The sequence below is a fragment of the Gottfriedia sp. NPDC056225 genome (assembly GCF_042267765.1).
GTDB lineage: Bacteria > Bacillota > Bacilli > Bacillales > Bacillaceae_G > Gottfriedia.
Genome location: NZ_JBHJTJ010000001.1, coordinates 1 through 24430 on the forward strand (window position 1 = coordinate 1; position 24430 = coordinate 24430).

Sequence of the window (24430 nt, forward strand, 5' to 3'; positions counted from 1 at the left end):
TCGTAAACCTATTAAAATCCTTCTTCCACTAACCTGCCATTTTGTTGAATAAAAAAAGCCGCATATAAGCAGCTCGTGTTCTTCAACTATTGCATGCGTTAGTTGAATAAGGAAATTCAGTTTATTTCTATTTTTAAATTGCAACTTTGTTCACCCACTCTGTACGACGCTTCGTTCTTTACACGCGGACGAGTGCAGTGAGGAGCGCGTTTATTTCGCGGCCATGGCCTTTGCGAAATCTTCGTCGTTGTAGCGGACGTGTACGATCTTATGATCGTCATTGACGTTAAATCGTCCAGTTACCTCAATTGTCTGGTCATCCTTGCCGCTCTTTTTGGCAACAAATGTGACGGTATAATCATACGCGCCTTTTTCGCCTTTCACCGCATTCACTTTCGCATCCTTGTATGCTAAGGTGAACCCGTTTTTGTGCGCTTCAAATGTGAAGCGAAGTGCATACGCCGAAACAAACGATTCGAACGATGCATCCGTGAAATACTTCTTGAACTCTTTATTCGTGTAGGCTTCGATACCAGCAGGCGGATTCGGTGATTCAAGTGCCTTCTTCAAATCAGCATCTGGACCGGTCACCTGTTTTTCTAACACCGTTTTGATCATCGCAATGTTCGGATCAACCTGTTTCTTTTTCGATGTGTTACCTGATGTACAACCTGCTAAAGCTAATATGCCAACTAACAAGATACTCAGTAAAATTCGACTTTTTTTCATCGCTATACTCTCTCCCTTCGCTATGCTCGCTCGCTCCGCTCTTCGTTTCATTCCTTCGTCATTCCACTCTGTTTTCACGGGCGGACGAAGCGAAGCAAGGAGCACGTCGAGGAGTACTTTCCAATATTTTCTAGTTACTTATAGTATTCGTCCTTTTGCTCATTAATCCCTTCTTCGCTACACTCGGCACATAGGATTTTAGATAATCCTTATTCAACTAAACTGCCATTATGTTGAATAAGATAAAGCGATCTTCTATTGAAGTATCTCAATACGTTAGTTCTATAGGGATGTTTTAATTAAATGTGATTAAATTTATGTTATATGAAAATGTTTTGTAAACTGAATATGATTAATCACCAAAGATTGCCCAAAGTCCAAAAGAAAAAATTTCTAATAGATAGGGGAAAATGTAGGGGAAGCTGACAAATAAAATAAATAAAGAAATTGCAGTTCGTTTTTTCCCGATTACTAAGAACCAAATAATGAACCCCAAATAGACAAAGGAATGGAGAAAATAGATATAAAAAAAGCGAGTGAATATTTCAATAAAAGATCCTATCCCAATTCCAGCCCAAATGCTTCCTTTACCCTTTTCCTTAACTTTTTTCATTCGGTTCATTCACATCATAACCCCCAACGAAATAGTTTGAGTCTCACTTTCAAACTGATGGTATTAAACACTATATGTATGGGTGTATTGTTTAGACTATTAGCCAACTAAAACAACTCCTCAGCAATTATGAGTTTTTTTCTAATGTTTTCTGTTACCCTCTCTTCTTTTCATGTTTATTAATAAACTAAAACTGTCATTTAGTCTAAAAAAAACACCAAAGTAGTCAATTGTTGAGCTAAGGCATCAGTTAGTTACATAAGAACTTTTACATTTGTTAATTTAAAATAACCTCTAAACCATCTTGCAAATGATAAAAAGTATTAAATAAAAGGTAGCATATTTTATGATTTATCCCTTTGTCCATTCGTTATTTTTAAACGATAAGAACCTCACAACGAATGTTGTGAGGTTTAGCTATTCATGTGTGCTTTTTTTGTAATCGAGATTACCAGAAGATAAGGGGAATTTACATTCGATCAACATTCAAGATGTGCACCTTGAAATGTGGTTTGATGTTCATTTTAGGATAGTCCGTTTCCCAATTTAAATTTCCCCAAATTTTCGGGTGAAACGCCTTAATTCGTTCACCGACTCCATTTAAATCGCAATTTGCTTTTTGCGTTGTCTGAATCGTCTCCAATGCTTTTTTGTCTAATTGTTTACCTAGTTCTTTTTCGATTTTATTCACATATTTTGCATCAAGTTGATGATATGCATTACCTAAATCGAATGCATTAATCTCTAAGTCAACATTGATTTTCACCTTTGGTGGTTTTTTTGATTGTGGGATCACACGAATACTTGAAGTGATTTTTTTTACTGAAAAGCTATAACTATGATAAGCGTTCTTTTCCTCGCTAATTTCCTCTAATTTGCCACTATATCGTTGTCTTCCTTTTTCTTTCCCATTTAGTAACATCGTCATACGCAATTGTTCTTTATTGAGTTCTACATCCGTATTTTTTCCATGGCTAAATAATAGAGCACCATCTAATTCTGTACCTTGCTCTTTTTGTTTCATAACGGGAATCGCAAGATTTGCTAGTTGTTCCTCTTTCGATTGGATGAATTGCATCATCGACACACTAGGAATGATACTATTCTTATCTAATGCCATATTAAAGCCATAAAACATATCAGCGAAATCTCCATTCTGTGTCGCAGTTATCTTTAAAAGTGTTGCTAAGTCCCCTTTGAATAGCACAACTGGTGTGTTAATAGACGAATACGGTGCATGGAGTAAAAAATTAAGTTGCGAAATTGGATCGTGTTTCACAAACGATTCACTCATCAAATAAATCCCTGTGCTGATCCCTAAAAAAGGAGCTTGATCGATATACTGTCCTTGGCTAATTGCTTCAACAACATTAGGTCCTTTTAATTCAACCGTCTCAGAAACCGGTTCACCTGAACCTGGACCCGTACTTTTTATGTTTGTGATGACATAATCTAATTCGACTTCACGATTGTTTTCATTCCAATCGAGTCCTGCTATATTGACAAATTGTAATTTTCTTAACGGTAAACGATCCCAACAACCTGTTAAAAGTGGCAACAACAAAAGTAAAATGGCAACTTTCCTCATCCTTTCACCACCTTTTCACGTAGAATCGAACCAAGCAAAAGAACGGTTGGCACCACGACAATCATGATGAAAGAAATAACATTGTGAACTTCGGAATAGCGAATAATTCTTTGTCGATCAGTGCAAAAGCAAGCTATGACAATGCCAATACCGGCAATCAACCAAACCAATAAAGAATGACGATTGATTTCATTTTTTCGTATACTTGCAACATAACGCGCGGACATATACAAATACACATAGACGGTTGCTGTAGTAACAGATAACCAAATTGTGATAAAGACGATATCTAAACTTTGCACAACAGGCCATCTGAATTTACGAAGGATGAACACCATCGGTTCTGTGATGGTATCCAATTGTGTTTCGCTAAAATTATAGGTGACGATGATGGCCACCAACGCATAAAAGAACGTCGTGATTCCGTTTGCTAAAGACATTGCAAATAAGATCTCAATCTTTTTTTTACACTGTACAAATGGAAAAACATATAGAAGTAATTCGAATCCAGTATACGCCCAAAATGTTGGAATCGAGTCCTTTAAGACCGCCACGATTCCATGTGTGCCAATCGGTAATAAGTGAAGCCAGCTCCCTTTCCCCATACCACTTATGAAGATAATCGCCGCACAAATAACAAACAATGTGAGGACGGATTGTGAGACAGTCGAAATACTCCTTAGCGAAGAAGATGCGGTATAGGCTGCCATCATAAACGATAAACAGACAATAACACTCCAAGGTGTTTCATACCACACCCATCTATGAAGGATATCCGTATAAGAAATCACAACAATGATACAATTTTGTGCGCAAAAAAGGGCAAGCAAAAAGTTTAATATCACACCAATTGGTCTTCCAACAATCTGATAGAGATACTGCTGAAATGTTAATGTAGGATAACGCTTACCAAGTTGATAAATCAAAAGAATTACTACTTGTGCGAAGACACCTCCAGCCAAAACAGACATCCATGCATCATATCCTGCATGACGAGATTCTGCATATGGTATCGACAAAACGTGTGCGCCAATTTGCGTTGTAATCACAAGGCAAATCAATTGGTTAATTGAAATCTTCTTGAGATGTATCATCGTCAACTACCCCTTTGGATCATCTAGTCTCGTCATATCTTTTGCGACACTTTCGATTGGTCGCTTTTTTAGACGTTTGATTGGTGCTCGAAACAAGGTATCTTTTAACGCATCTTTTGTAAACCACGCATAAAAATAAGGAATACCCAACGTGTGAATCCTTGCTAAATGTGTTAATAACAAAAAGAAACTGATCTCTAATCCAATCAATCCAAAAATAGAAGACATCACTAAGAAAAGATACGTTATGATTCGCGCGACATTACTCATTTCGTACGAAGGAATAATAAAGGAAGATACACCCGTTAGCGCAGTAACAACGACCATCATATTTGAAATCAGATTCGTTTGAACAACGACTGTACCAATGACAATTCCACCAACCACCCCAATTGTTTGACCGATTGGGCTAGGTAAACGAACGGCCGATTCGCGTAAGATTTCAAGCGTAATAAGCATGATTAACGCTTCTAAAATCGGAGGTAAAGCAACCAATTGCATTGAACTTTTGAGTGACAAGGCAATTTCAAATGGAATAACTCGTGGATCGAATGTTACGAGCGCTACATACAATCCTGGTAATGAAATAGCAAAGATGAAACAAACAATCCGTAGGAAACGGAATGTACTTCCGACGATCCAACCAACCTGATAATCATCTGGTGTTTGAAAAAAGGACCAAAATGAAACCGGAAGGATCACACTTTCCGGTGATCCATCTGTTAAAATGACCATTTTCCCATCCATTAGATACGATCGGATTCGGTCTGTCCGTTCAGAGATGAGAAATTTCGGAAATAGTGAAAATTTATCTTCACTTATTAATTCCTCTATAAAACCAGGTGACTCGACATAATCGATCTCAATACTTGCGATTTTTTTCTCCAATTCCATTAAGACCACTTCGTTCGCTAATGAATGCAAGTATAAAATAGCCACTTTTGTATTTGAACGACGCCCAACTATGTAACTTTTTACGATCAGATCTGGTGTTTCCGCTAATTTGCGTAACATGTTTACATTTGTATCGATATTTTCATTTAGTGCTTTATGAGAACCACGTAACACACGTTCATTCATTGGAATGGTAACGGTACGTTCATTTGTTAGTTCAGTGTCTAATAGATAACAGATTGGTTCTCCATTTTTTTGAACCACTGTTTTTCCTGCGACTAGTGCTTTTGATACGTCAGCTAACATTTCAGTTTCTTGATAATTAAGAATGTTTACCGCTTCACGAACGCTCGTGTACTGGTTATGAAGTAACGGGCGGATGATGTGTTCTTGCACGACAGTTGCGTCAATCATCGTATCTAAGTAGTAAAGACGGTACCATTCTTCCCCAACTCGAACATCACTTGTTTTAAAATCGGAGGTATGACGTAACATCTCTCTGAATTTTTTTTCGTTTAAATCTAGAAACGATTCCGTTTTCATGAAGAACCTCCTACTCAAAAGTTATGTTTAGTTTCCCATTCACTTGGATAAAAATACCATAATAAAATTAGATTATACCGTTCATCAAAAAAATGACCCATCTCACGAAGACCGTGAGATAGGTTTTGTTTTTCACAAACGAACACGTAACGGTGCTGGTTCAATTAACCGAAGCGCTTTTGCGTTGACGTTTGAACTACTTGCAGTAAATTTGGATTGTTAGCTAACGATTTTCCGTACGAAGGGAAATCATATCCGTTAGCTTCGGTGTCCCTCTTCCATACGGTCTGGATAACATTTTTTTAAAACATCAAGCATGACATGTACAGCCGGCGATGCACTTGGTGAAGCCCCCAGGAGTACTGCAACCGAACCATCGCTTGCTATGACGACTTCTGTGGTAAAAAAGCCATAATAAAATTATTTGTGGCAAAGAGGGATATGAGGTCAAAAAAAGGCAGCTTTTCGAAAGAATGCTACCTTTTTATAGGATGGGGACCGACTAAAAGTAGAATTCACTTACTAGCTTGTTCAAGAATAAAAATCAAAAATTTATCCCATCCCGTAACCAATAAATTACGTTAAGATTGTATTTTCTTCTTTGAATAGTACTATTTCAAATCAACATATGCCTTTATTTCTGCGAGTTTTTATTAAAGCAAAAGTCTGCCAAATTGGCAGACTTTTAATATAAAGTAATATTCACTTAATAATAAGTACGAAATAAGTTATTAATAAAAAAAGGTATACCCACACGGTATACCTTTTTTTACTTATAAATTGTCTATATAGATTAGGCATCATAAGGTTGCCAAACGGCAAATTTATGATACTAATGACAAAAACATAAAAAAACCACCAAACAGTATGTATTGGTGGAGACGGTGGGAGTCGAACCCACGTCCAAGAATATCGGCACTTAAGCTTCTACGAGCGTAGTCACTGTATTAGTAATTCGCATACCATTCGGCCCAATGACAGGCTTCCTGATAGCTAGTCTGATTAATCTCTTCCATTCCCCTCAGACGGCGAAGTCCGGCGTAGCCCACTAATGAGTGAACCCCTCTAAGCTATGCACATGGGCGATACATAGGAGGAGCCTTTAGTGCAATTAAGCAGCTAAAGAGAAATTGTTGTTTTTGCCAGTTATTGGCTTTTGCGTTTTAACGAGGCCGACCCCTCGACTCGCGACTTAAGCTCGAACTACCCCTGTCGAATCCGTAACGCCCCCATATAAAATGCTCACAAAACTTATTTCAGTTCTGTTCGCTATGAGTGACTTACGAAGCATAAAGCAAAGGCTTCATAATCTATAAAATCTGCACATCGTGCTAAATTTTTGTTGGTGATTAACTTACAAACTTATTATAGCATATCCATCTGAAGTTGCAATTAACAATTGTTTCTAAAGAAAAACTAAAATTCCAATGCTTCAACATTTATCCAATTAGATTCTTTGACGATCTCTGAATGCACGTTCTACTTCACGTTTTGCTTCTTTTTTCTTTAAATCATCACGTTTATCATATTGTTTCTTCCCTTTACCTAATCCAAGTAATAACTTAGCATAACCATTTTTTAAATAGATTTTTAAGGGTACTAAAGTATAACCAGTTTCTTTTGTATAACCGATTAACTTCACAATTTCTCTATTATGTAGTAATAATTTTCGAGTGCGTAATGGCTCGTGATTATAGCGATTACCTTGTTCATATGGACTTATATGCATATTATGAAGCCATACTTCTCCGCCTTGAACGCGAGCAAATGAATCCTTTAAATTAGCTTTTCCAGCACGCAACGATTTTATTTCAGTACCTTGTAATACGATACCTGTTTCATACGTTTCTTCAATAAAGTAATCATGATACGCTTTTTTATTTTGAGCAATTACTTTCCCTTCACCTTTTGGCATAATTAACACCTCTCTATCTTTACTTATTTTACCATAATTTGAACTAAAATAGTCAATAAAGCAGTGGACAAGATGTCCACTGCCGTTGGGTTTTTATCGTTTTTTATTACCTTTTGCTACTTTTTCATAAAAGGGTTTGTTCTTTTTGCTCTTACTTTTACTTTTCGTTGGATTAAAACGATCGTCACGTTTATTTCTCGACGATTTTCCGTTACGACCACTATCTTTATCGTCAACTCGAGTTGAGCTATCTCCTCTAGGTGAACTATCTCCTCGTCTTCCACGAGAACGACCACTGCTAGAGCTATCTCCATTTCGATCTGATGAACCTCTTCCGCGTCCGCCTCGTCCTCTGCCGCCACCAGAGCCACCACCAAGATTAACTGGTCCTCTACCGCCGCTTCTACGAGGTTTATTCGATTTCATGCCAACAATCTCAAAATCGATTGCTCGTTCTTCTTTATTAACATTCACTACGCGAACAGCTACTTCATCACCGATTCTGAATACTTTCCCTGTTCTTTCACCAATCATCGCGTACGAACGCTCGTCATAGTTATAGTAGTCATCGGATAAATCAGCAACTCGAACTAATCCTTCGATCGTATTTGGAAGCTCAATAAACATACCGAAATTTGTTACAGAGCTAATAATCCCTTCATACTCTTCGCCAACTTTATCAAGCATGTATTCTGCTTTTTTCAAGTCATCCGTTTCTCTTTCTGCTTCAACTGAACGACGTTCCATATTAGAAGTATGCTCAGCTATTGCAGGTAATTTATCATCCCATTCACGCTTTGTCTCACTATCCATTTTTCCTTCGATTAAATATTTGCGAATTAATCGATGGACAATTAAGTCCGGATAACGACGAATCGGCGATGTGAAATGAGTATAATACTCCGCTGCTAAACCAAAGTGGCCAAGATTGTCAGCCTCATACTTAGCTTGTTTCATTGAGCGAAGCATAACTGTTGAGATAACAGTTTCCTCCGGTTGCCCATGAACCATATCAAGAACTTGTTGCAACGCTCTCGGGTGAATTTCGTTACCAGCTCCTTTTACTGTATAACCAAATGATGCGATAAATTCAAAGAATCGTTGAAGTTTCTCTTCTTTCGGGTCCTCATGCACTCGATACATAAACGGTACATTTAGCCAGTGAAAATGCTCAGCAATTGTTTCATTTGCTACAAGCATAAATTCTTCAATCAGTTTCTCTGCAGTTGAGCGCTCGCGTATTACGACTTCAGTTGGATGACCATCTTCATCAACGAGAACTTTTGCTTCTTTAAAATCAAAATCGATTGCGCCGCGTGTCATACGTCTACTACGCAAAATTTTTGCTAGCTTAGCCATTTCTTCAAACATCGGCACTAACGGTTCGTAGCGATCACGTAAATCAGTATCTTGTTCATCTAATATTTTATTAACATCGCTATATGTCATTCGTTCAGTTGTTTTAATGATACTTTCAAAAATTTCGTGTTTAACAACTTCACCTTTTTGATCGATTTCCATTTCACATGAAAGGGTAAATCGATTTACTTTAGGATTTAATGAACAAATTCCATTAGACAAACGATGTGGAATCATCGGAATAACTCGGTCAACTAAGTAAATACTTGTTCCTCGGTCATATGCTTCTTGATCAATTGGAGAACTATCAGTCACATAATATGAAACGTCTGCAATATGTACACCTAGTTTATAATGACCATTTTCAAGCGCTGTAACGGTAACGGCATCGTCTAAATCCTTCGCATCCGATCCATCAATCGTTACAATCTGTTCATCGCGAAGATCACGACGAGTACCAATAGCTGACTCATCAATCTCATCAGGGACAGCATTTGCTTGATCCATTACTTCTTTAGGGAATTCTTGTGGCAAATCGAATTTATGAATTACTGATAATATATCAACACCAGGATCATTTTTATGTCCTAAAATTTGAACAACAATACCCTCTGCGTTTTTCCCATTCTCAGGAAACTGAGTAAGTTCTACAACAACCTTGTGGCCCTCCACAGCCCCTTGAGAATTACTTCTTGTAATAAAAATATCGCTTCCAAATCGCTTATCATCAGGAATTACGAAACCGAAACTTTTCTGTGCTTGGTAAGTACCAACCATTTTTGTTTGGCCACGTTCTATAATTTTTACAATTGTTCCTTCTCTACGCGCATCACTTTTCTCTTTTGTAATACGAGCGAGAACGATATCTCCATGCAGGGCACCATTTAAGTCTGATGGTGGAATAAATACATCTTCTGCTCCAGTTTCTTCTGGAATGACGAAAGCAAAGCCTTTAGCATGGCCTGTCAATTTACCTCGTACTAAATTTGATTGGTCAGGTAAGCTATATTTATTATTTCGAGAACGTACAATATAACCCTCGTCCTCTAAAATGACGAGCGTTTTTACTACTTCTCGGAAGTCATTTGCTTCTGTTAACCCCATAGCCTCTTCTATACCTTGTATATTTAAAGGCTTATAGTCAGCGTTTTTCATTAGTTCCAATAATTTTTCTTTCCATTGCTGATTCATACTTTTCCCTCCTTTTTCGTTTAAAGGGTATTTAGTTTAAGTTTGTCCAGAAAGATATCATTCTACCATTCCAATTCATTTAAAAATGCTAGTACATCTTCATGTAACAAGTCTTTCTCTTGTCCAAGCGTTATAACATGGGTAGAGTTTTCATACCATTTTAATTTTTTCTGATCAGATTGTACTTCATTGTAAATTATGTTTGCACTGTCTGTATTAATCATTTCGTCTACAGTAGATTGTACGACAAATGTAGGTGCATAAACCGTATCAACATTTTCGCGAACTTCTTTAATTAAACCTTGAAGTGCTCTTAATGTATTCATCGGAGTTTTTTTAAACTCTTCCATTTCTACTTCAATTTGTTCAGGGGATTTCCCTTCACGTTTTTTAAACTCTCTTGTATATGCTAAAACACCTTCATACATAATTTCTTCGCTTTTTATGTACATTGGTGAACACATCGTAACAATCCCATTCAACGGAACCGTATAGCCTAGTTTTAATGCAAAAACTCCACCTAATGATAATCCTACTGCCGCTATCTTTTGATGGCCTTTATCCTTTAAGAATTGGTAAGCATCCATTACATCTTTCCACCAGTCTTCAGGACCTGTATGAACAAGCTCATCCGGTGGTACACCATGTCCTTTATAATGTGGTGCATGACAAGTATATCCTTGTTTTTCTAAAAAACGTCCAAGCATACGAACATCTGCTGAATGTCCTGTAAATCCATGTAATAATAAAACTGCTCGATCTCCACCTTCAAATGTAAATGGTTTCGGCATTGTTACTCTCATATATACTCACTCCAAAACTTTTCTATCCATTTTTCTTTTGTTACTTCATATTTTACCTTTAACCGTTTAATTCAATATTAAATAATCAATAATAAGAATTAACTAATTTTACGTAAAGAAATTGTCATTTTATTTTACCTTTCAATTCAATTATTTACCAATAAACAGTTTTTTTAAATAACTTGTTATGATTTAATAAAAGGTGTGGTAATAATAATGTTGGTAATTTAAACAACTTAAGGAGGATACGTTATGTTTAATAATGTTGAAGAATTTATTACTGAATGGAAACTAGAAGAAGAAAACACAATCAAATTACTTAATGCTATGACAGATGAATCTCTTGATCAAGCAATTGGTGATGATTTTAGTTCTTTAGGAGAATTAGCTTGGCATATTACAACAGCAATTAAAGCAATCATATCACAATCAGGTTTACAATTCGAAGCATCTACGAATAAAGAAGATATGCCTGGAACAGCGAAAGAATTAGCAGAAAAATACGCTGAAGTAAGTAAAGCTATGATTGAAGCAGCACAAAATGAATGGAAAGAAAATGATCTAAAACAAATTATTAACGCATTTGGATTCCTTGAAATGCCGATTCATGCATTACTACGTATGGCAATTCAACACCAAACTCACCACCGTGGACAAATGACTGTATTAATGAGACAAGCTGGACTAGCTGTGCCTGGAATGTATGGTCCGAGTAAAGAAGAATGGGCTGCAATGAGAGGCTAATTTTTTTGGAAAATCGAGACAACCTATTTAACGGTTGTCTTTTTTCGTGCTTTTAATTGATATGTGGATAAGTAGCTGCTTCCCCTTGAAATTCTGAGGAATTATTAAAAGAAATACGAACAGATTATGTCTTTTGTTGATAAAGTTGTGAACTTTATTGATATATACACTTTTTTTGTTGATAAACAGCCGAAATTTGTTGATATAACTCTAATTTTTATTGATAAACCGTTTAGCCTTATATAGTGGCGCCTGTTTTGCCTAAAAATTTATAGAAAAACACAAAAAGCCCGCTAGGAACCCAAACTTCCTCGCGAGCTATCATCAATTTTGGGACAACTTCCTACTCCTAGTCATTAAGAAAAATATCTTCTTGCTTAAGAGAAGTAATTTTCCCTGTTTTTGCATCAATATCCATAGAATGATTAATATGGTCCTTCATTACTTCAACACTGTAATGGTATTCATTATCGTCCTTTTCCTTTTCAATCTCAGTAATCGTACCATTGTTTACTTGGTCTAATGCAATATCTTTTGCCTGTGAAAGTGTAATAACAAATTCATTTTTATATAATAGATTTAGCGCTTGATCGTCTAAAAGGTCTCGGTCTTTTTCTTCTTTTTTAATTTTTGCATTTTTTGCATTTACAATTAGCGTTTTTTTATGATTTTTCTCAAATACTTCAACTTCATATGTAGATTTATTTTCTTTATCAATACTTGTTACTACTTTATTTGGATCTTTTTCAATTTTGGATACTACTTCTTCTTTTGAAAGATTAGGGCGATTAGGATTATGACTACTACAACCACTTGCAAATAATCCAACTGCTAATACTAAAATCGTTGTTTTACTGTATATTTTCTTCATTCTTTTCACCTATTTTTTCTACGTATTTGTTGTTAAGTATTTACTAACTATAAGCTTCGTATTACAAAAACAAATCCCATTTAGACTAACTTCAGTATAATAAAAAAGGCACCCCTACAGGTGTCCGATTTATTACAATTTTAGTAAAAATAAAAAAGCCACCCCTCTAGGCAGCTTGTTTATTACAGTTTAAAATATGTTACAGCAATTGTTAGAATGAAGAATAAAACTGCTACAACAACTGTTATTCGTTGTAAAACTAACTCAAAACCACGAGCCTTTTGCTTGCCAAACAGTTGCTCAGCACCACCAGATATCGCACCTGATAAGCCGTTACTTTTACTAGATTGAAGCAGAACAAGAACAATCATAAGTACTGAAACAATAATTAATAGTACAGATAAAAACGTATGCATTTCTTCACCTCCACAGTAAAATACTGTTACTTCCTATTCTACTATGAAGAATACTATACTTCAATATGTGAGTACAATACTTATTTATTGATTTATTATAGTTTCTTCTATCCAAGTTTTCACATCATGATGAACTTCATCTTTATTGATTTCATGAAGCATCTCATGGCGACCTTCTTCATATAATTTTAATTTTACATTTGTACATCCATTATCTTTATAAAGCTGATAGACCTTCTTTACACCAACGCCATTTTGACCAACTGGATCTTTATCTCCTGAAAAAATATAGATTGGAAGAGAAGTCGGTGTCTTCTTTATTTCTGCTTTACGATGTATCGTTCCAATGCCTCTTAACAGTTCACGGTAAAAGCTGGAAGAACAGATAAAACCACAAAACGGATCTTTTAAATATCGTTCAATCTCGGCTTCATCTCTAGTTAACCAATCATATCTCGTTTTTGGAAATTTAAAATGATTATTGAAGTTCCCAAAAGTTAAAAAATCTAATACTTTACTCCTCTTGCTAGCACCAATTAAAAATGCTTCAGCACTCGAAACAAAGACCCCTAATTTTCTTAACATGCCTGGATCGCATCCAGTTCCAGAAATAATTAGGCCATCATATAAGTTTCCTTTTAATTGAACAACTCTTCTACTTAAATAAGAGCCCATACTATGTCCAAATAATATCAATGGAATATCCTTTAGTTCTTTTCTAATCATCTTACTAATAAAAATGATATCCTTAGCTACTTCTTCCCAACCGATTTCTTCACCAAAAAAACCAAGATCATCTTCAATTACAGCAGTTTTCCCATGACCCCTCTGATCATGAATAAAGACTGCAAATTGATTATGAACTAAATATTCAATAAATTTCTCGTAAGCTCCACCATGCTCTGCCATTCCATGTACAATTTGAATTACAGCAATTGGTTCAGCAGGAATATACTTTCGCAAATAGATTTTAGTTCGATCCTTCGCCGAAATTAATCCTTCCCAATTATTCATTTTTATGCCCCTTCATCTCATATGTTGTAAAAGATACTAAAAAGAAAAAACAAATGAAATAGATTATTTCTATTCGTATGTTAATAAATGAAAATTCATCACCTAATAGTTTCCAAAAAACAATTGCTATTGAAAGAATAACAATAATAAATGGAAGTAAATATGTTTTAATAGTATACCAAATAAAATCTTTTAAGTATGCGAAAAAGTTCATAATTATCCTCCCAACTATTCGTCACCCATATCCCTAATTCAATATTAATTCAATTTTTATTTTTCTTGAGGTAATTTTCTAACAAATTTTCATCCATTTAATGAATTTTTCATGTCAAAGTTGAGTAATATTTTTGAAGATTTTTTACGAAACAAGTTTGGCATTAATTTTAAAAAAGAGATAAATAAACACAATGAATGGGGGATTCGAAATGAAAAAAGGCATACAAATGTTTTTAAGCATTGGCTTTTCTATTGTCATGTTAGTGTTATTTGTCATTTTTATCATGAGAGATGATCATTATCGATACCCAATTGCGTTAGGTGGCATCGCTTGTGCGCTCGTTCCACTCATATTAGATAAGATTTTTAAAGTCCGATTTGCACTACCGTTTATTCTCTCTTATTTTGCTTTTTTAATAGGCTCATTATGTCTTGGTTCAATGCTCAGATTTTATCATTTAGGATGGTGGGATACGTTTTTACATTTTCTAAGTGGAACACTAGTCGCGTTTTTAGCAATTGAATTAATGGGAAAATTGACAACAAAACAGTCTCAGAGTGAAATGTCTGCTGGATTTATTTTTTTATTTGTATTTACTTTTGGCGTATTTTGCGGAGCCATGTGGGAAATTTGGGAATTCAGTAGCGATCAATTCCTTGGAACTAATACTCAAGGTGGAGGTAATTTTGACACAATGACAGATATAATTGCAGACTCAGTCGGCGCACTCATTATTGCATTTTGGAATGCTAGTAGATCGAGGAAAAAATAAGGTCATTTGGCTAAAATAAATCAAAATATAAATGACCTACGCGGAAAGGTAAAATTCCTTGTGGGTCACTTTTTTATTTCATTTTGCGTAAATCCCATTGTTAACCCCTCCTCTATTATGTAAAAAATATATTAAACTCGTATACATTTGGTATCGATACATACGAGATTTATAAACAAGTTTGCTAAAGAGTTATATGATTACTATGCAGATCAGGAGCATCATGAGAAAACCGCACAGATATCAAAAACTCTAATAAAATAGTAAACTAACAAAAAAAGAGAAGGTTTTATCCCCTTCTCTTAACTTTTACTTATTCTTCATCTTCCCGCACATTATATGCCAAATTAAACAATTCAATCTGGCTATTATATTTTTCTTTTCCAATACCTTCTACATAGTGATAAACACCATTTTCATCTTGCTCACGTGCTTTTGCAGTATCGAAAAGCATCATAAGTAGAATGTTCATTATTCGCTTTTTTATATGGTCAGCAAATATCGGGAAAAAGATTTCAACACGTTTTTCCATATTACGAGTCATTAAATCCGCAGATGATAAAAAGATTTTCTGTTCTCCATTATGGTAGAAATAATAGATTCGACTATGTTCTAAAAATCGCCCGACAATACTAATGACACGAATATTTTCGCTTACACCCTTTAATTGTGGTCGTAAGCAACAAGTTCCTCGAACAATTAAATCAATCTTTACCCCAGCCTTTGACGCCTCATATAGCTTCATAATAATTTGCTTATCGGTTAAAGAATTCATTTTAGCAATTATTCGCCCATTGCCATACTGCTTATGAAATGCAATTTCCTCATCAATCATTCGAATAAAGTCGTGACGAATACTATAAGGAGCGACTGATAAATGCCTAAAGTCGGGTTTTTCCATGAATCCACTTAGAAAGTTAAAAAAATTTGTTGCATCTACCCCAATTTGACGATTAACAGTCATTAGTCCCATATCTGTATAAATTTTTGCAGTTGCATCGTTATAGTTACCGGTACCTAAATGGACAAATCGCTCAATTCTTCCATTCTTTTTACGAACAACAAGCGTGATTTTACTATGGGTTTTTAAATGAGTCATTCCATAAATAACATGGCAGCCTTCTTTTTCTAATTCCTTTGCCCAGTGCACATTGTTTTCTTCATCAAATCGAGCTTTTAACTCAACAAGAACAGTAACTTGCTTACCATTTTCCGCTGCACGTTTTAATGCCTCTATAATTGGGGAATCACCACTTACTCGATACAAAGTTTGTTTTATCGCTAGGACGCTTGGATCATTTGCGGCATCTAATACAAAATCTAATACCGGTTCAAATGATTCGTATGGATGATGTAGCAATATATCTTGTTCCATTATTTTTTCAAATATATCCTCATCGGATTCAAGATCTTGTGGAGGCTGTGGGATTAATGTTTCGTAAACCAAATGCTCTTTATATTTTTCTAATTCCTTATAAAAACTAAATAAAAATGTTAAATCTAACGGTCCATCTAGTTCATATACATCTTTTCCATGTACGTCTAGTTCTTCCAATAAATAGTTTAAAATGTAATCGCTCGCCCCAGATTGTCCTATTTCTAGTCGAACTGCCGAACCCCATTTTCGCTTTTTTAATTCTTTTTCTATTTCAAGAAGTAAGTCTCTAGCCCCTTCTTCATGAATTGTCATATCAGCATTTCTAGTAATTCGAAACTGCGCTACTTCTCGTACGATAAATCCTCGGAACAAAAGGTGGATATATGCAGTGATTGCATCTTCCAATAATATATAACAATGCTTTTCATCAAGTGTTGGTATTGATATAAATCTTTTTAATAATGAAGGTACTTGTACAATCGCAAATTTATTACGCTTTTCTTCTTGCTCTGCCAAGTCTTCTAAATAAACTGCCAAATTTAAACTTTTATTTAATAGCATTGGAAATGGTCTATACGCATCGATTGCCATAGGTGTAAGAACAGGAAGTACTTGCTCTTCAAAATATTGTTCTAAATAATTTTTTTGTCGATCACTAAGTTCATGATATTTTACTAAATGAACGTTCTCTTGTTTTAATTTTGGTATTAATGTTTCTCGGAAAGTTTTATATTGCAAATTCACTAGTTCATGACCAACTGTTGATATTTGTGAAAGCTGATGTTTTGGTGTTAAACCAGCCTTATTTTCTGGTTTATTAAACCCCGCTTTCACTTGATCCTTTAATCCAGCAACACGCACCATAAAAAACTCATCCAAATTCGAACTAAATATTGCCAAAAATTTCAAACGTTCAAGCAAAGGATTATGTACGTCCAAAGCTTCTTCTAAAACCCGCTCATTAAAACCAAGCCAGCTTAATTCCCGATTATTATAATATTGTGGATCTGCTAACTCGATCTTCTTTTCCTTTACCTCTTTAGTCGCTATCATCATTTACACCCTTTTTTGAACATATTCTAGTTATAATTACTCTATTTTCAATTTATTTTTTCTACAAATTAATCCTACAATACTAAAATTTATGCAATATTAATAGAATGTTAAGTTATTGTAAATATATGAAAGAATTGTTAATTTTTACCATTTTTATTATAAAGACTACTAACCGATTGTCGAGCCTTTAGGTTAAGGCAGAGGATTAGTTGTACTTATACATTTACCTAAAATTGCTGATATTTCTTCACCGTTGCCATTTTATACTTTCTTAATGTATAACAAAAAAAGCACAATCCGATTACTCAGATTTGTGCTCTTCGAAAAAAAATTCGTATTGTCTTATTTAAAAATTTTTCTAATTGTTTTTTACTTTTTTCGGCTTCTATTTCTTCAGCAGTCGAATCACCTAAACATTTAAGTTGCAAAATACGATCCTCGCCATTTACTTTAAGTTCAATATTCTTCACAACTTCTCTCTTTGATGCGTTTAAACTATTAGCAAATTTTAAAAGAATCCCTAAAAATCGTAAATTCTTAAGTTCGTCTGATGTAAACCATTCAAGAAACGGTTTACTAAATTGCTTAAAGCTATTTTTATTTTTATAAGAAGCTATCAATGCTATTTTTATACGCTCTTTATGACTCAATCCTTCAATTGTACGATTAGCTAATAAATAGAACGTATGCTGACTACTTGATTCTTCTTCAATGTATTGCCCAATATTATAAACTCGTGCCGCTAGATTTAAATCTAATAAATCTTTAGGGCTTAGCGTGTATAGGTTAGCTTTACTAATCTGTTCTACTAATTGATTTACTAAAATCTTTATATGATTTACGTGATTACTATTTATATCATAATCTTGTTCTAAATCGCTAAAACTTTTATCCAGTACGCAAGGAAGCAATTTTCTTCCCTTTAAAAGAAACTCTTCTATAAAGATCCCGTCTCTTAAACCTTTATTACTTAGAATAAAGTTCTTAGCATTTACGATTGAATAAAGCTCTTTAAAAACTTCAATTGCTGGAAGAATAATATCAGCACGATCTTTTGATAAACCCTCAATTCTTAGAAAATCATCAAATGACAATGTTGAGAGGTGATTTTTAATATAGTTAATTTCTTCAAAATTCAACTCATATTGATGTATACCTGAAATTGGATAATCAACTAAACTTTGATGAATTTGCACTACATTACGTGCACTTCCTCCTATAGCAACAATTGGAACCTTCTTACCTCTGAGCCACTCTAATGATTCAAATTGCTTTTGTAAGTATTGTGTAAGTTCTTTCATTTCCTCAATAGTTGGAATATCATTGGATACAAAATCCTGTTTCAATGATAATGCACCAAATGGAAAACTATGATAATGAATCAGATCTCGATTCTTAAAATAAGTTACCTCAGTGCTACCTCCACCAATATCAATTGTAACTCCCTCATGTATTGGAGTAGAATTTACAACAGCAAGAAATCCATAAAATGCTTCTTCATACCCCGACAAAACTTGTAATGTAAAGTCAGTTTCATCTGCAATTAGTTTTATTATCTCATCTCGATTAATAGCCTGTCTAATCGTTGCAGTCGCAACACATTTAATCTGATTAATTTTATGATGACGAGTAATCTCTTGAAACATTAGAAGTGTTTTAAGTAGAATATTGACGCCTTCATTGTTCAAGATTTCTTTATCATTTAAATATTTACGTAATCGAGCTACCGTTTTAATATTCTCGACTTCTTTTATACGACCGCTTTTACTTTGTTCATAAATAACAAGTCTCATTGTATTCGAGCCTATATCAATGATCGCGTATTTCTCTTTCAATATATTATCATCCTTTATTTAAAAATTTAGTTAACTTTCTATTTCCTTCATTATATCAATAGATAGGGACTAAACTCACTTCCCTAAGTCAAATCATACTTTAGACCCAATTATTCTTACATTCAATTTACATAAAAATAACAAAAAATAAATAAACCCTGACTATTTTAAAATAATCAGGGTTTAAATGAACTTACTTTATAATTTCGCTTCGATTACGGCATTTTTCACGATTTTGAACATCGGTACCATAATGATAATTCCAATAACAAACAATAATGCTGAAACTTGATAAATAGAAACTAATGAAAAATGTTCCTTTAGTACTCCTGCTAAGCTCATAGTAATGACCATAGCCCCCATAAATAAAGGTGTTAGTATACCGTTCACTCTACCTACAAACTTTTCATCAGTATTTTTTAAAATAATTGTATTAATACCGATATGCAGTGCAGGCATAAACAACCCGATAAAAAATTCGGATAATAGCGTTAGCCAAAATACTTCAGACCAACCTATAACAAAGATCCCAATTGCATTAACTGCCATACCAATTAATAATAAAACATGCGGTGCTACCTTATTAGAAATTACCATAATTAGGCCACCACCAATAATCATTGCGGCACCATTTGCAGCAAATAACCATTGCAAATATCCCTTATCTAGTCCTAGTCGTTCCGTTACTAAAAAAATTGCTAGTGGATGAATAAGACCTATTCCTAATCCTGCTGCTGCAAATACTCCTCCTAAATAGACTAGTATTTTTCTAGACCAAACGTATTGGAATCCTAGCTTCATCTCTTCTACTAATGATGAAGTATGCTCTGATTTTTCTTCTTCTTGGTCTTTCGGTAACCTTGTTAACACTAAAGCTGACATAAGAAAAGCTATACCTACAATCGCCATCGAAACATGCATCCCAGCTTGCTGAAAGACAAAAGTACCTAGAACTGGTCCTAAAATCATAAAAACTGCCATCATTGTTTGAAAGATGGACATACCAGCTTGCATTTGCTCACCTGGTACATGAACTTTAAATAATTTCATATTAGAAGGCTGAGAAAACTGAGACAATATCGCTGAAACTAATGTAGCAAAAAATATAAACTTCCAGCTTCCATATAATAGGGCAATCAGTATAACAAAAATAGATGCAGCACTTAAAAGATCACACCACACCATAGTACGCTTTGGTTTCCAACGATCGGCGAAGGTTCCACCGATAAAAGAAAAAATAAAAATCGGCGCAAATTCAGCAACTGAAATAAGTGATACTGCTGTTGCATCGCCATTTGTCTTTTCCACAACAAATAATAAGATTGCAAAATTGCGAATCCAAATACCTACTTGAATAAACAAACCTGCTGCAAGAATTGTCTGGATGAAAGGATTTTTTAGCAAAGAAGCCATTGAAGGATTTGAAGCTGTTGAAGTAGTTGTATTCATTTGTTCCCCTCTCTTATTTTTAATACACTCCAATTTCCAATAAAAATTTATGACGAATGAACTACTAATTATAAGAACATATATTCTTATTTTAACATTAGGATTCTTTAATAATCAATCTTTTATTTTGATATACTCACTTTTTTTGATCAAAAGGACAGATACGAAAAAAATCGAAATAAAAAAAAGAGAAGGTGACGATCCTTCTCTTTTTACGTGTCTATAATGGATTATTTTTTTTGTTAATGCACTTAGTTTTGATTAAATTATTTTCTTAAGTTGTAGAAAGATTTTAATCCTTGGTATACTGCGCTGTCGCCTAACTCGTCTTGAATACGTAATAATTGGTTGTATTTAGCAATACGGTCTGTACGAGAAGCAGAACCAGTTTTGATTTGACCAGCATTTGTAGCTACTGCGATATCAGCGATTGTGCTGTCTTCAGTTTCACCTGAACGGTGAGAAACTACAGCTGTGTAACCAGCACGTTTAGCCATTTCGATTGCATCGAAAGTTTCAGTTAATGTACCGATTTGGTTAACTTTAATAAGGATTGAGTTAGCGATACCTTTTTCAATACCTTCAGCTAATTTTTTAGTGTTTGTAACGAATAAATCGTCACCTACTAATTGAACTCGGTTACCTAAACGTTCTGTTAATAATTTGTGACCATCCCAGTCGTTTTCATCTAAACCATCTTCAATTGAAAGAATTGGGAAGTCGTTGCAAAGTTGCTCATAGAAATCAACCATTTCAGCTGAAGATACACCAGTGCGTCCTTCGCCTGCAAGATCGTATTTACCAGTTTCTTTGTTGAAGAATTCTGAAGAAGCAACATCCATTCCTAAGAATACTTGTTCGCCAGCTTTGTAACCAGCTTTATCAATTGCTTCCATGATTACTTCTAAAGCTTCACGGTTTGAACCAAGGTTTGGAGCGAATCCACCTTCGTCACCTACAGCAGTGTTTAAACCTTTGTCATGTAAAACAGCTTTAAGGTTGTGGAAGATTTCAGTACCCATACGGATTGCTTCTTTAAAGCTATCAGCACCAACAGGTAAGATCATGAATTCTTGGAAATCAACGTTATTATCAGCATGAGAACCACCATTGATGATGTTCATCATTGGAACTGGTAATTGCTTCGCGTTAAATCCACCAAGGTATTGGTATAATGGTAAACCTAACTCATCAGCTGCTGCACGAGCTACTGCCATAGATACACCAAGGATTGCGTTAGCACCTAATTTGCCTTTGTTTTCAGTACCATCTACTTCAATCATACGACGGTCGATTGAAACTTGGTCAGTTACTTCGTATCCAACGATTTCTTCAGCTAAAATATCATTAACGTTTGATACAGCTTTCTCAACACCTTTACCAAGGTAACGAGATTTGTCACCATCACGTAATTCAACTGCTTCGTATTCACCAGTTGAAGCACCACTTGGTACTAATGCACGGCCAAAACCGCCATCTTCTGTATAAACTTCTACTTCTACAGTAGGGTTACCACGAGAATCTAATACTTCGCGAGCATAAATATCAATAATCATTGACATAATAAAATCTCTCCTTTTGTTGCGTTTATACGCATAATTAGTAACTTATTTATAGATAACTGTTCACTTATTTAATAAGTGATTTACCAGTCATTTCTTTTGGTTGTTCTACTTTTAATAAAGCAAGAACTGTTGGAGCTAAATCACCTAAAATACCATCTTCACGTAACGAAATACCTTCTTCAGTTACAATAACTGGTACAGGGTTAGTCGTGTGAGCTGTCATAGGTTCACCCTCAGGTGTAATTTCCTCATCAGCATTTCCATGATCAGCAGTAATGATTGCTTTTCCGCCTTTGGCAAGAATTGCATCAACTACTTCACCTAAGCATTCATCAACTGCCTCAATTGCTTTAATTGTCGGCTCAAGTTTTCCTGAATGTCCAACCATATCCGGATTTGCAAAGTTTAAAATAATTACGTCATGCTTATCTGCAGCAATTTCTTTTAATAGCGCATCTCTTACTTCATAAGCACTCATTTCGGGTTGTAAATCGTATGTTGCTACTTTTGGCGAGTTGATCAAAATACGTTCCTCACCTGGGAATTGCGCTTCACGGCCACCACTAAAGAAGAATGTAACATGTGGATATTTTTCCGTTTCAGCAATACGTAATTGATTTAAGTTATTTTGAGCAAGTACTTCGCCTAAAGTGTTATCAAGATTAGTTGGTTTAAATGCAACGTAGCCTTGTACTGTTTCGCTAAAATGTGTTAAACAAACGAAATGAACATTTTTCGGGAACTTACTTCCACGATCAAAGTCACGGAAATCATCATTTGTAAATACATTTGAAATTTGAATTGCACGGTCAGGTCGGAAGTTGTAGAAGATAATTGAATCTTCATCACCTATCGTCGCAACTGGAGTGCCATCTTCTTTAACCATAACTGAAGGCAATACGAATTCATCGTGGATTCCGTTTGCATATGAATCTTCAATTAATTCGTAAGGGCTTGTATAAGTTGGGCCTTCTCCATATACCATTGCACAATAGCATTTTTCAACACGATCCCAACGCTTGTCACGGTCCATCGAATAATAACGACCAGAGATTGTTGCGAATTCACCTACACCATATTCTTTAAACTTAGCTTCTGTTTGATCAATATATTTTTTAGCTGTAGTTGGGCCAACATCTCGTCCATCTAGGAAAGCGTGTAAATATACTTTCTTCATGCCTTCTTCAGCAGCTAATTTTAATAAAGCAAACATGTGATTAATATGGCTGTGAATACCGCCATCAGACAGTAATCCAAAAATATGTAATGCTTTGTCTTTTTCTTTTGCACTTTTAATTGCGTCGATGAATGTATCATTTTTTTCAAATTCACCTTCACGAATTGCTTTATTTACACGCGTTAAGCTTTGATAAACAATTCGTCCAGCTCCGATATTTAAATGACCAACCTCAGAGTTACCCATTTGTCCTTGTGGTAAACCTACTGCTTCACCGCTAGCAGTTAATTGTGCATGAGGATATTTATTCCAATATCTATCATAATTTGGTTTCTTCGCTTGTGCAACAGCATTTCCAAATGTTTCGTCGCGTAAACCAAATCCGTCTAGGATAATTAACGCTACTGGTTGCTTACTCATTACTTAACAGCCTCCAATAATGCAAGGAAAGAAGCTGGTTCTAAGCTTGCTCCACCTACTAACGCACCGTCAATATCGGGTTGAGCCATATACTCTTTAATATTTTCAGGTTTTACGCTACCGCCATATTGAACGCGTACAGATTCTGCAACAACTTCATCATAAAGACTAGCTACAACATCACGTACAAATTTACATGAATCTTGCGCATCTTTTTCTGTAGCAGATTTACCTGTTCCAATCGCCCAAATCGGTTCATAAGCAATAACTAAACTCTTCACTTGCTCATCTGTAAGACCTGCAAGATCAGCTGTTAATTGAGTGCGAATAACTTCCTCAAATTTACCGCCTTCACGCTCTTCAAGTGTTTCACCACAGCAAAGGATTGGTGTAAGACCATGTTCGAAAGCTTTTTTTGTTTTACTATTAATAAACTCATCTGTTTCGCCATAATATTCACGACGTTCAGAGTGTCCGATAATAGCATAAGTTACTCCTAGATCTTTAAGTGCTACTGGGCTAATTTCTCCAGTATAAGCACCACTATCTTTATCACTTACATTTTGAGAACCAATTTTTAATTCCGTTCCTTTTGTACCATACAACATTGGTGCAATAAATAAAGCAGGAGCACAAACTGCTGAATCTACTCTATCAGATGATGGAATGCTATTTTTTACTTCTTCAACAAATGTCATCGCTTCGCTAAGCGTTTTATTCATTTTCCAGTTACCTGCAATTATAGGTTTACGCATAAGAAACACCTTCCTAACAATTGGTAAGACAT

The 24430-nt window shown here is 35.0% G+C and carries 20 protein-coding genes, 1 other RNA gene and 1 pseudogene; 2 read left to right on the top strand and 20 right to left on the bottom strand.

Going from position 1 to position 24430, the window contains the following annotated elements:
* Positions 1-210: 210 nt before the first annotated feature.
* The 10 genes and pseudogenes from ACFCYN_RS00005 to ACFCYN_RS00050 all read right to left on the bottom strand — a co-directional run bounded on the left by ACFCYN_RS00005 (position 211) and on the right by ACFCYN_RS00050 (position 10729).
* Positions 211-729 (bottom strand): hypothetical protein, encoded by a 519-nt coding sequence (locus ACFCYN_RS00005; RefSeq protein WP_172446029.1) that lies wholly within the window; start codon positions 727-729, stop codon positions 211-213.
* Positions 730-1081: 352 nt separating this feature from the next.
* Entirely contained in the window at positions 1082-1342 is a 261-nt protein-coding gene (locus ACFCYN_RS00010) for a hypothetical protein (RefSeq protein WP_375946786.1), read from the bottom strand.
* A 469-nt stretch (positions 1343-1811) separates the two neighbouring features.
* Positions 1812-2930, bottom strand: coding sequence for a Ger(x)C family spore germination protein (locus ACFCYN_RS00015; RefSeq protein WP_375946788.1), 1119 nt, complete (start codon positions 2928-2930; stop codon positions 1812-1814).
* Positions 2927-4024 carry a GerAB/ArcD/ProY family transporter gene (locus ACFCYN_RS00020; protein ID WP_375946790.1) on the bottom strand — a complete coding sequence of 366 codons (1098 nt, stop codon included), beginning with the start codon at positions 4022-4024 and terminating at the stop codon, positions 2927-2929. The genes ACFCYN_RS00015 and ACFCYN_RS00020 overlap by 4 nt, the downstream gene beginning before the upstream one ends.
* A gap of 6 nt (positions 4025-4030) precedes the next feature.
* Positions 4031-5461: a spore germination protein gene (locus ACFCYN_RS00025; RefSeq protein ID WP_375946792.1), complete on the bottom strand. Its 1431-nt coding sequence runs from the start codon at positions 5459-5461 to the stop codon at positions 4031-4033.
* Positions 5462-5625: 164 nt separating this feature from the next.
* A pseudogene (locus ACFCYN_RS00030) lies at positions 5626-5866 on the bottom strand (malate:quinone oxidoreductase); the annotation flags it as partial.
* Positions 5867-6334: 468 nt separating this feature from the next.
* Positions 6335-6692: a transfer-messenger RNA gene (ssrA, locus tag ACFCYN_RS00035) on the bottom strand.
* A gap of 216 nt (positions 6693-6908) precedes the next feature.
* A complete protein-coding gene (smpB, locus tag ACFCYN_RS00040) occupies positions 6909-7376 on the bottom strand; it encodes an SsrA-binding protein SmpB (RefSeq protein WP_056469927.1) in 468 nt (155 codons plus the stop codon).
* Between the two features lie 93 nt (positions 7377-7469).
* Positions 7470-9926 (bottom strand): ribonuclease R, encoded by a 2457-nt coding sequence (rnr, locus tag ACFCYN_RS00045; RefSeq protein ID WP_375946794.1) that lies wholly within the window; start codon positions 9924-9926, stop codon positions 7470-7472.
* A 62-nt stretch (positions 9927-9988) separates the two neighbouring features.
* Positions 9989-10729, bottom strand: a complete 741-nt coding sequence (locus ACFCYN_RS00050) for an alpha/beta hydrolase (protein WP_172446234.1) — start codon at positions 10727-10729, stop codon at positions 9989-9991.
* Positions 10730-10981: 252 nt separating this feature from the next.
* Between ACFCYN_RS00050 and ACFCYN_RS00055 the strand changes: the two genes are divergently transcribed.
* Positions 10982-11473, top strand: a complete 492-nt coding sequence (locus ACFCYN_RS00055; protein ID WP_375946796.1) for a DinB family protein — start codon at positions 10982-10984, stop codon at positions 11471-11473.
* 349 nt (positions 11474-11822) lie between these two features.
* Here the strand turns inward: ACFCYN_RS00055 and ACFCYN_RS00060 are convergent, their stop codons facing one another.
* The 4 genes from ACFCYN_RS00060 to ACFCYN_RS00075 all read right to left on the bottom strand — a co-directional run bounded on the left by ACFCYN_RS00060 (position 11823) and on the right by ACFCYN_RS00075 (position 13988).
* Entirely contained in the window at positions 11823-12344 is a 522-nt protein-coding gene (locus ACFCYN_RS00060; protein WP_375946797.1) for a PepSY domain-containing protein, read from the bottom strand.
* 182 nt (positions 12345-12526) lie between these two features.
* Positions 12527-12760 (bottom strand): preprotein translocase subunit SecG, encoded by a 234-nt coding sequence (gene secG / locus ACFCYN_RS00065; RefSeq protein ID WP_025569105.1) that lies wholly within the window; start codon positions 12758-12760, stop codon positions 12527-12529.
* 84 nt (positions 12761-12844) lie between these two features.
* Positions 12845-13774, bottom strand: a complete 930-nt coding sequence (locus tag ACFCYN_RS00070; RefSeq protein ID WP_375946799.1) for an alpha/beta fold hydrolase — start codon at positions 13772-13774, stop codon at positions 12845-12847.
* Positions 13767-13988 carry a hypothetical protein gene (locus tag ACFCYN_RS00075; RefSeq protein WP_375946801.1) on the bottom strand — a complete coding sequence of 74 codons (222 nt, stop codon included), beginning with the start codon at positions 13986-13988 and terminating at the stop codon, positions 13767-13769. Before ACFCYN_RS00075 ends, ACFCYN_RS00070 begins: the two co-directional genes overlap by 8 nt.
* Positions 13989-14199: 211 nt before the next feature.
* On the opposite strand from ACFCYN_RS00075, the gene ACFCYN_RS00080 reads away from it, so the two are divergent.
* Positions 14200-14763 carry a DUF2238 domain-containing protein gene (locus ACFCYN_RS00080; RefSeq protein ID WP_172446238.1) on the top strand — a complete coding sequence of 188 codons (564 nt, stop codon included), beginning with the start codon at positions 14200-14202 and terminating at the stop codon, positions 14761-14763.
* 313 nt (positions 14764-15076) lie between these two features.
* On the opposite strand, the gene ACFCYN_RS00085 is transcribed toward ACFCYN_RS00080, so the two are convergent.
* The 6 genes from ACFCYN_RS00085 to tpiA all read right to left on the bottom strand — a co-directional run bounded on the left by ACFCYN_RS00085 (position 15077) and on the right by tpiA (position 24398).
* Positions 15077-17197: an RNA degradosome polyphosphate kinase gene (locus ACFCYN_RS00085; protein ID WP_375946803.1), complete on the bottom strand. Its 2121-nt coding sequence runs from the start codon at positions 17195-17197 to the stop codon at positions 15077-15079.
* Between the two features lie 305 nt (positions 17198-17502).
* Complete coding sequence (locus tag ACFCYN_RS00090) at positions 17503-18990, bottom strand: Ppx/GppA phosphatase family protein (protein ID WP_375947208.1); 1488 nt, start codon at positions 18988-18990, stop codon at positions 17503-17505.
* Positions 18991-19230: 240 nt separating this feature from the next.
* The gene (locus ACFCYN_RS00095) at positions 19231-20481 is read right to left on the bottom strand and encodes an MFS transporter (protein WP_375946805.1); all 1251 of its coding nucleotides are present in this window, start codon (positions 20479-20481) and stop codon (positions 19231-19233) included.
* 266 nt (positions 20482-20747) lie between these two features.
* The gene (gene eno, locus ACFCYN_RS00100) at positions 20748-22043 is read right to left on the bottom strand and encodes a phosphopyruvate hydratase (protein ID WP_172446241.1); all 1296 of its coding nucleotides are present in this window, start codon (positions 22041-22043) and stop codon (positions 20748-20750) included.
* Positions 22044-22110: 67 nt separating this feature from the next.
* Positions 22111-23643 carry a 2,3-bisphosphoglycerate-independent phosphoglycerate mutase gene (gene gpmI / locus ACFCYN_RS00105; protein WP_375946807.1) on the bottom strand — a complete coding sequence of 511 codons (1533 nt, stop codon included), beginning with the start codon at positions 23641-23643 and terminating at the stop codon, positions 22111-22113.
* Complete coding sequence (gene tpiA / locus ACFCYN_RS00110) at positions 23643-24398, bottom strand: triose-phosphate isomerase (protein WP_172446243.1); 756 nt, start codon at positions 24396-24398, stop codon at positions 23643-23645. The genes gpmI and tpiA overlap by 1 nt, the downstream gene beginning before the upstream one ends.
* Positions 24399-24430: the final 32 nt, after the last annotated feature.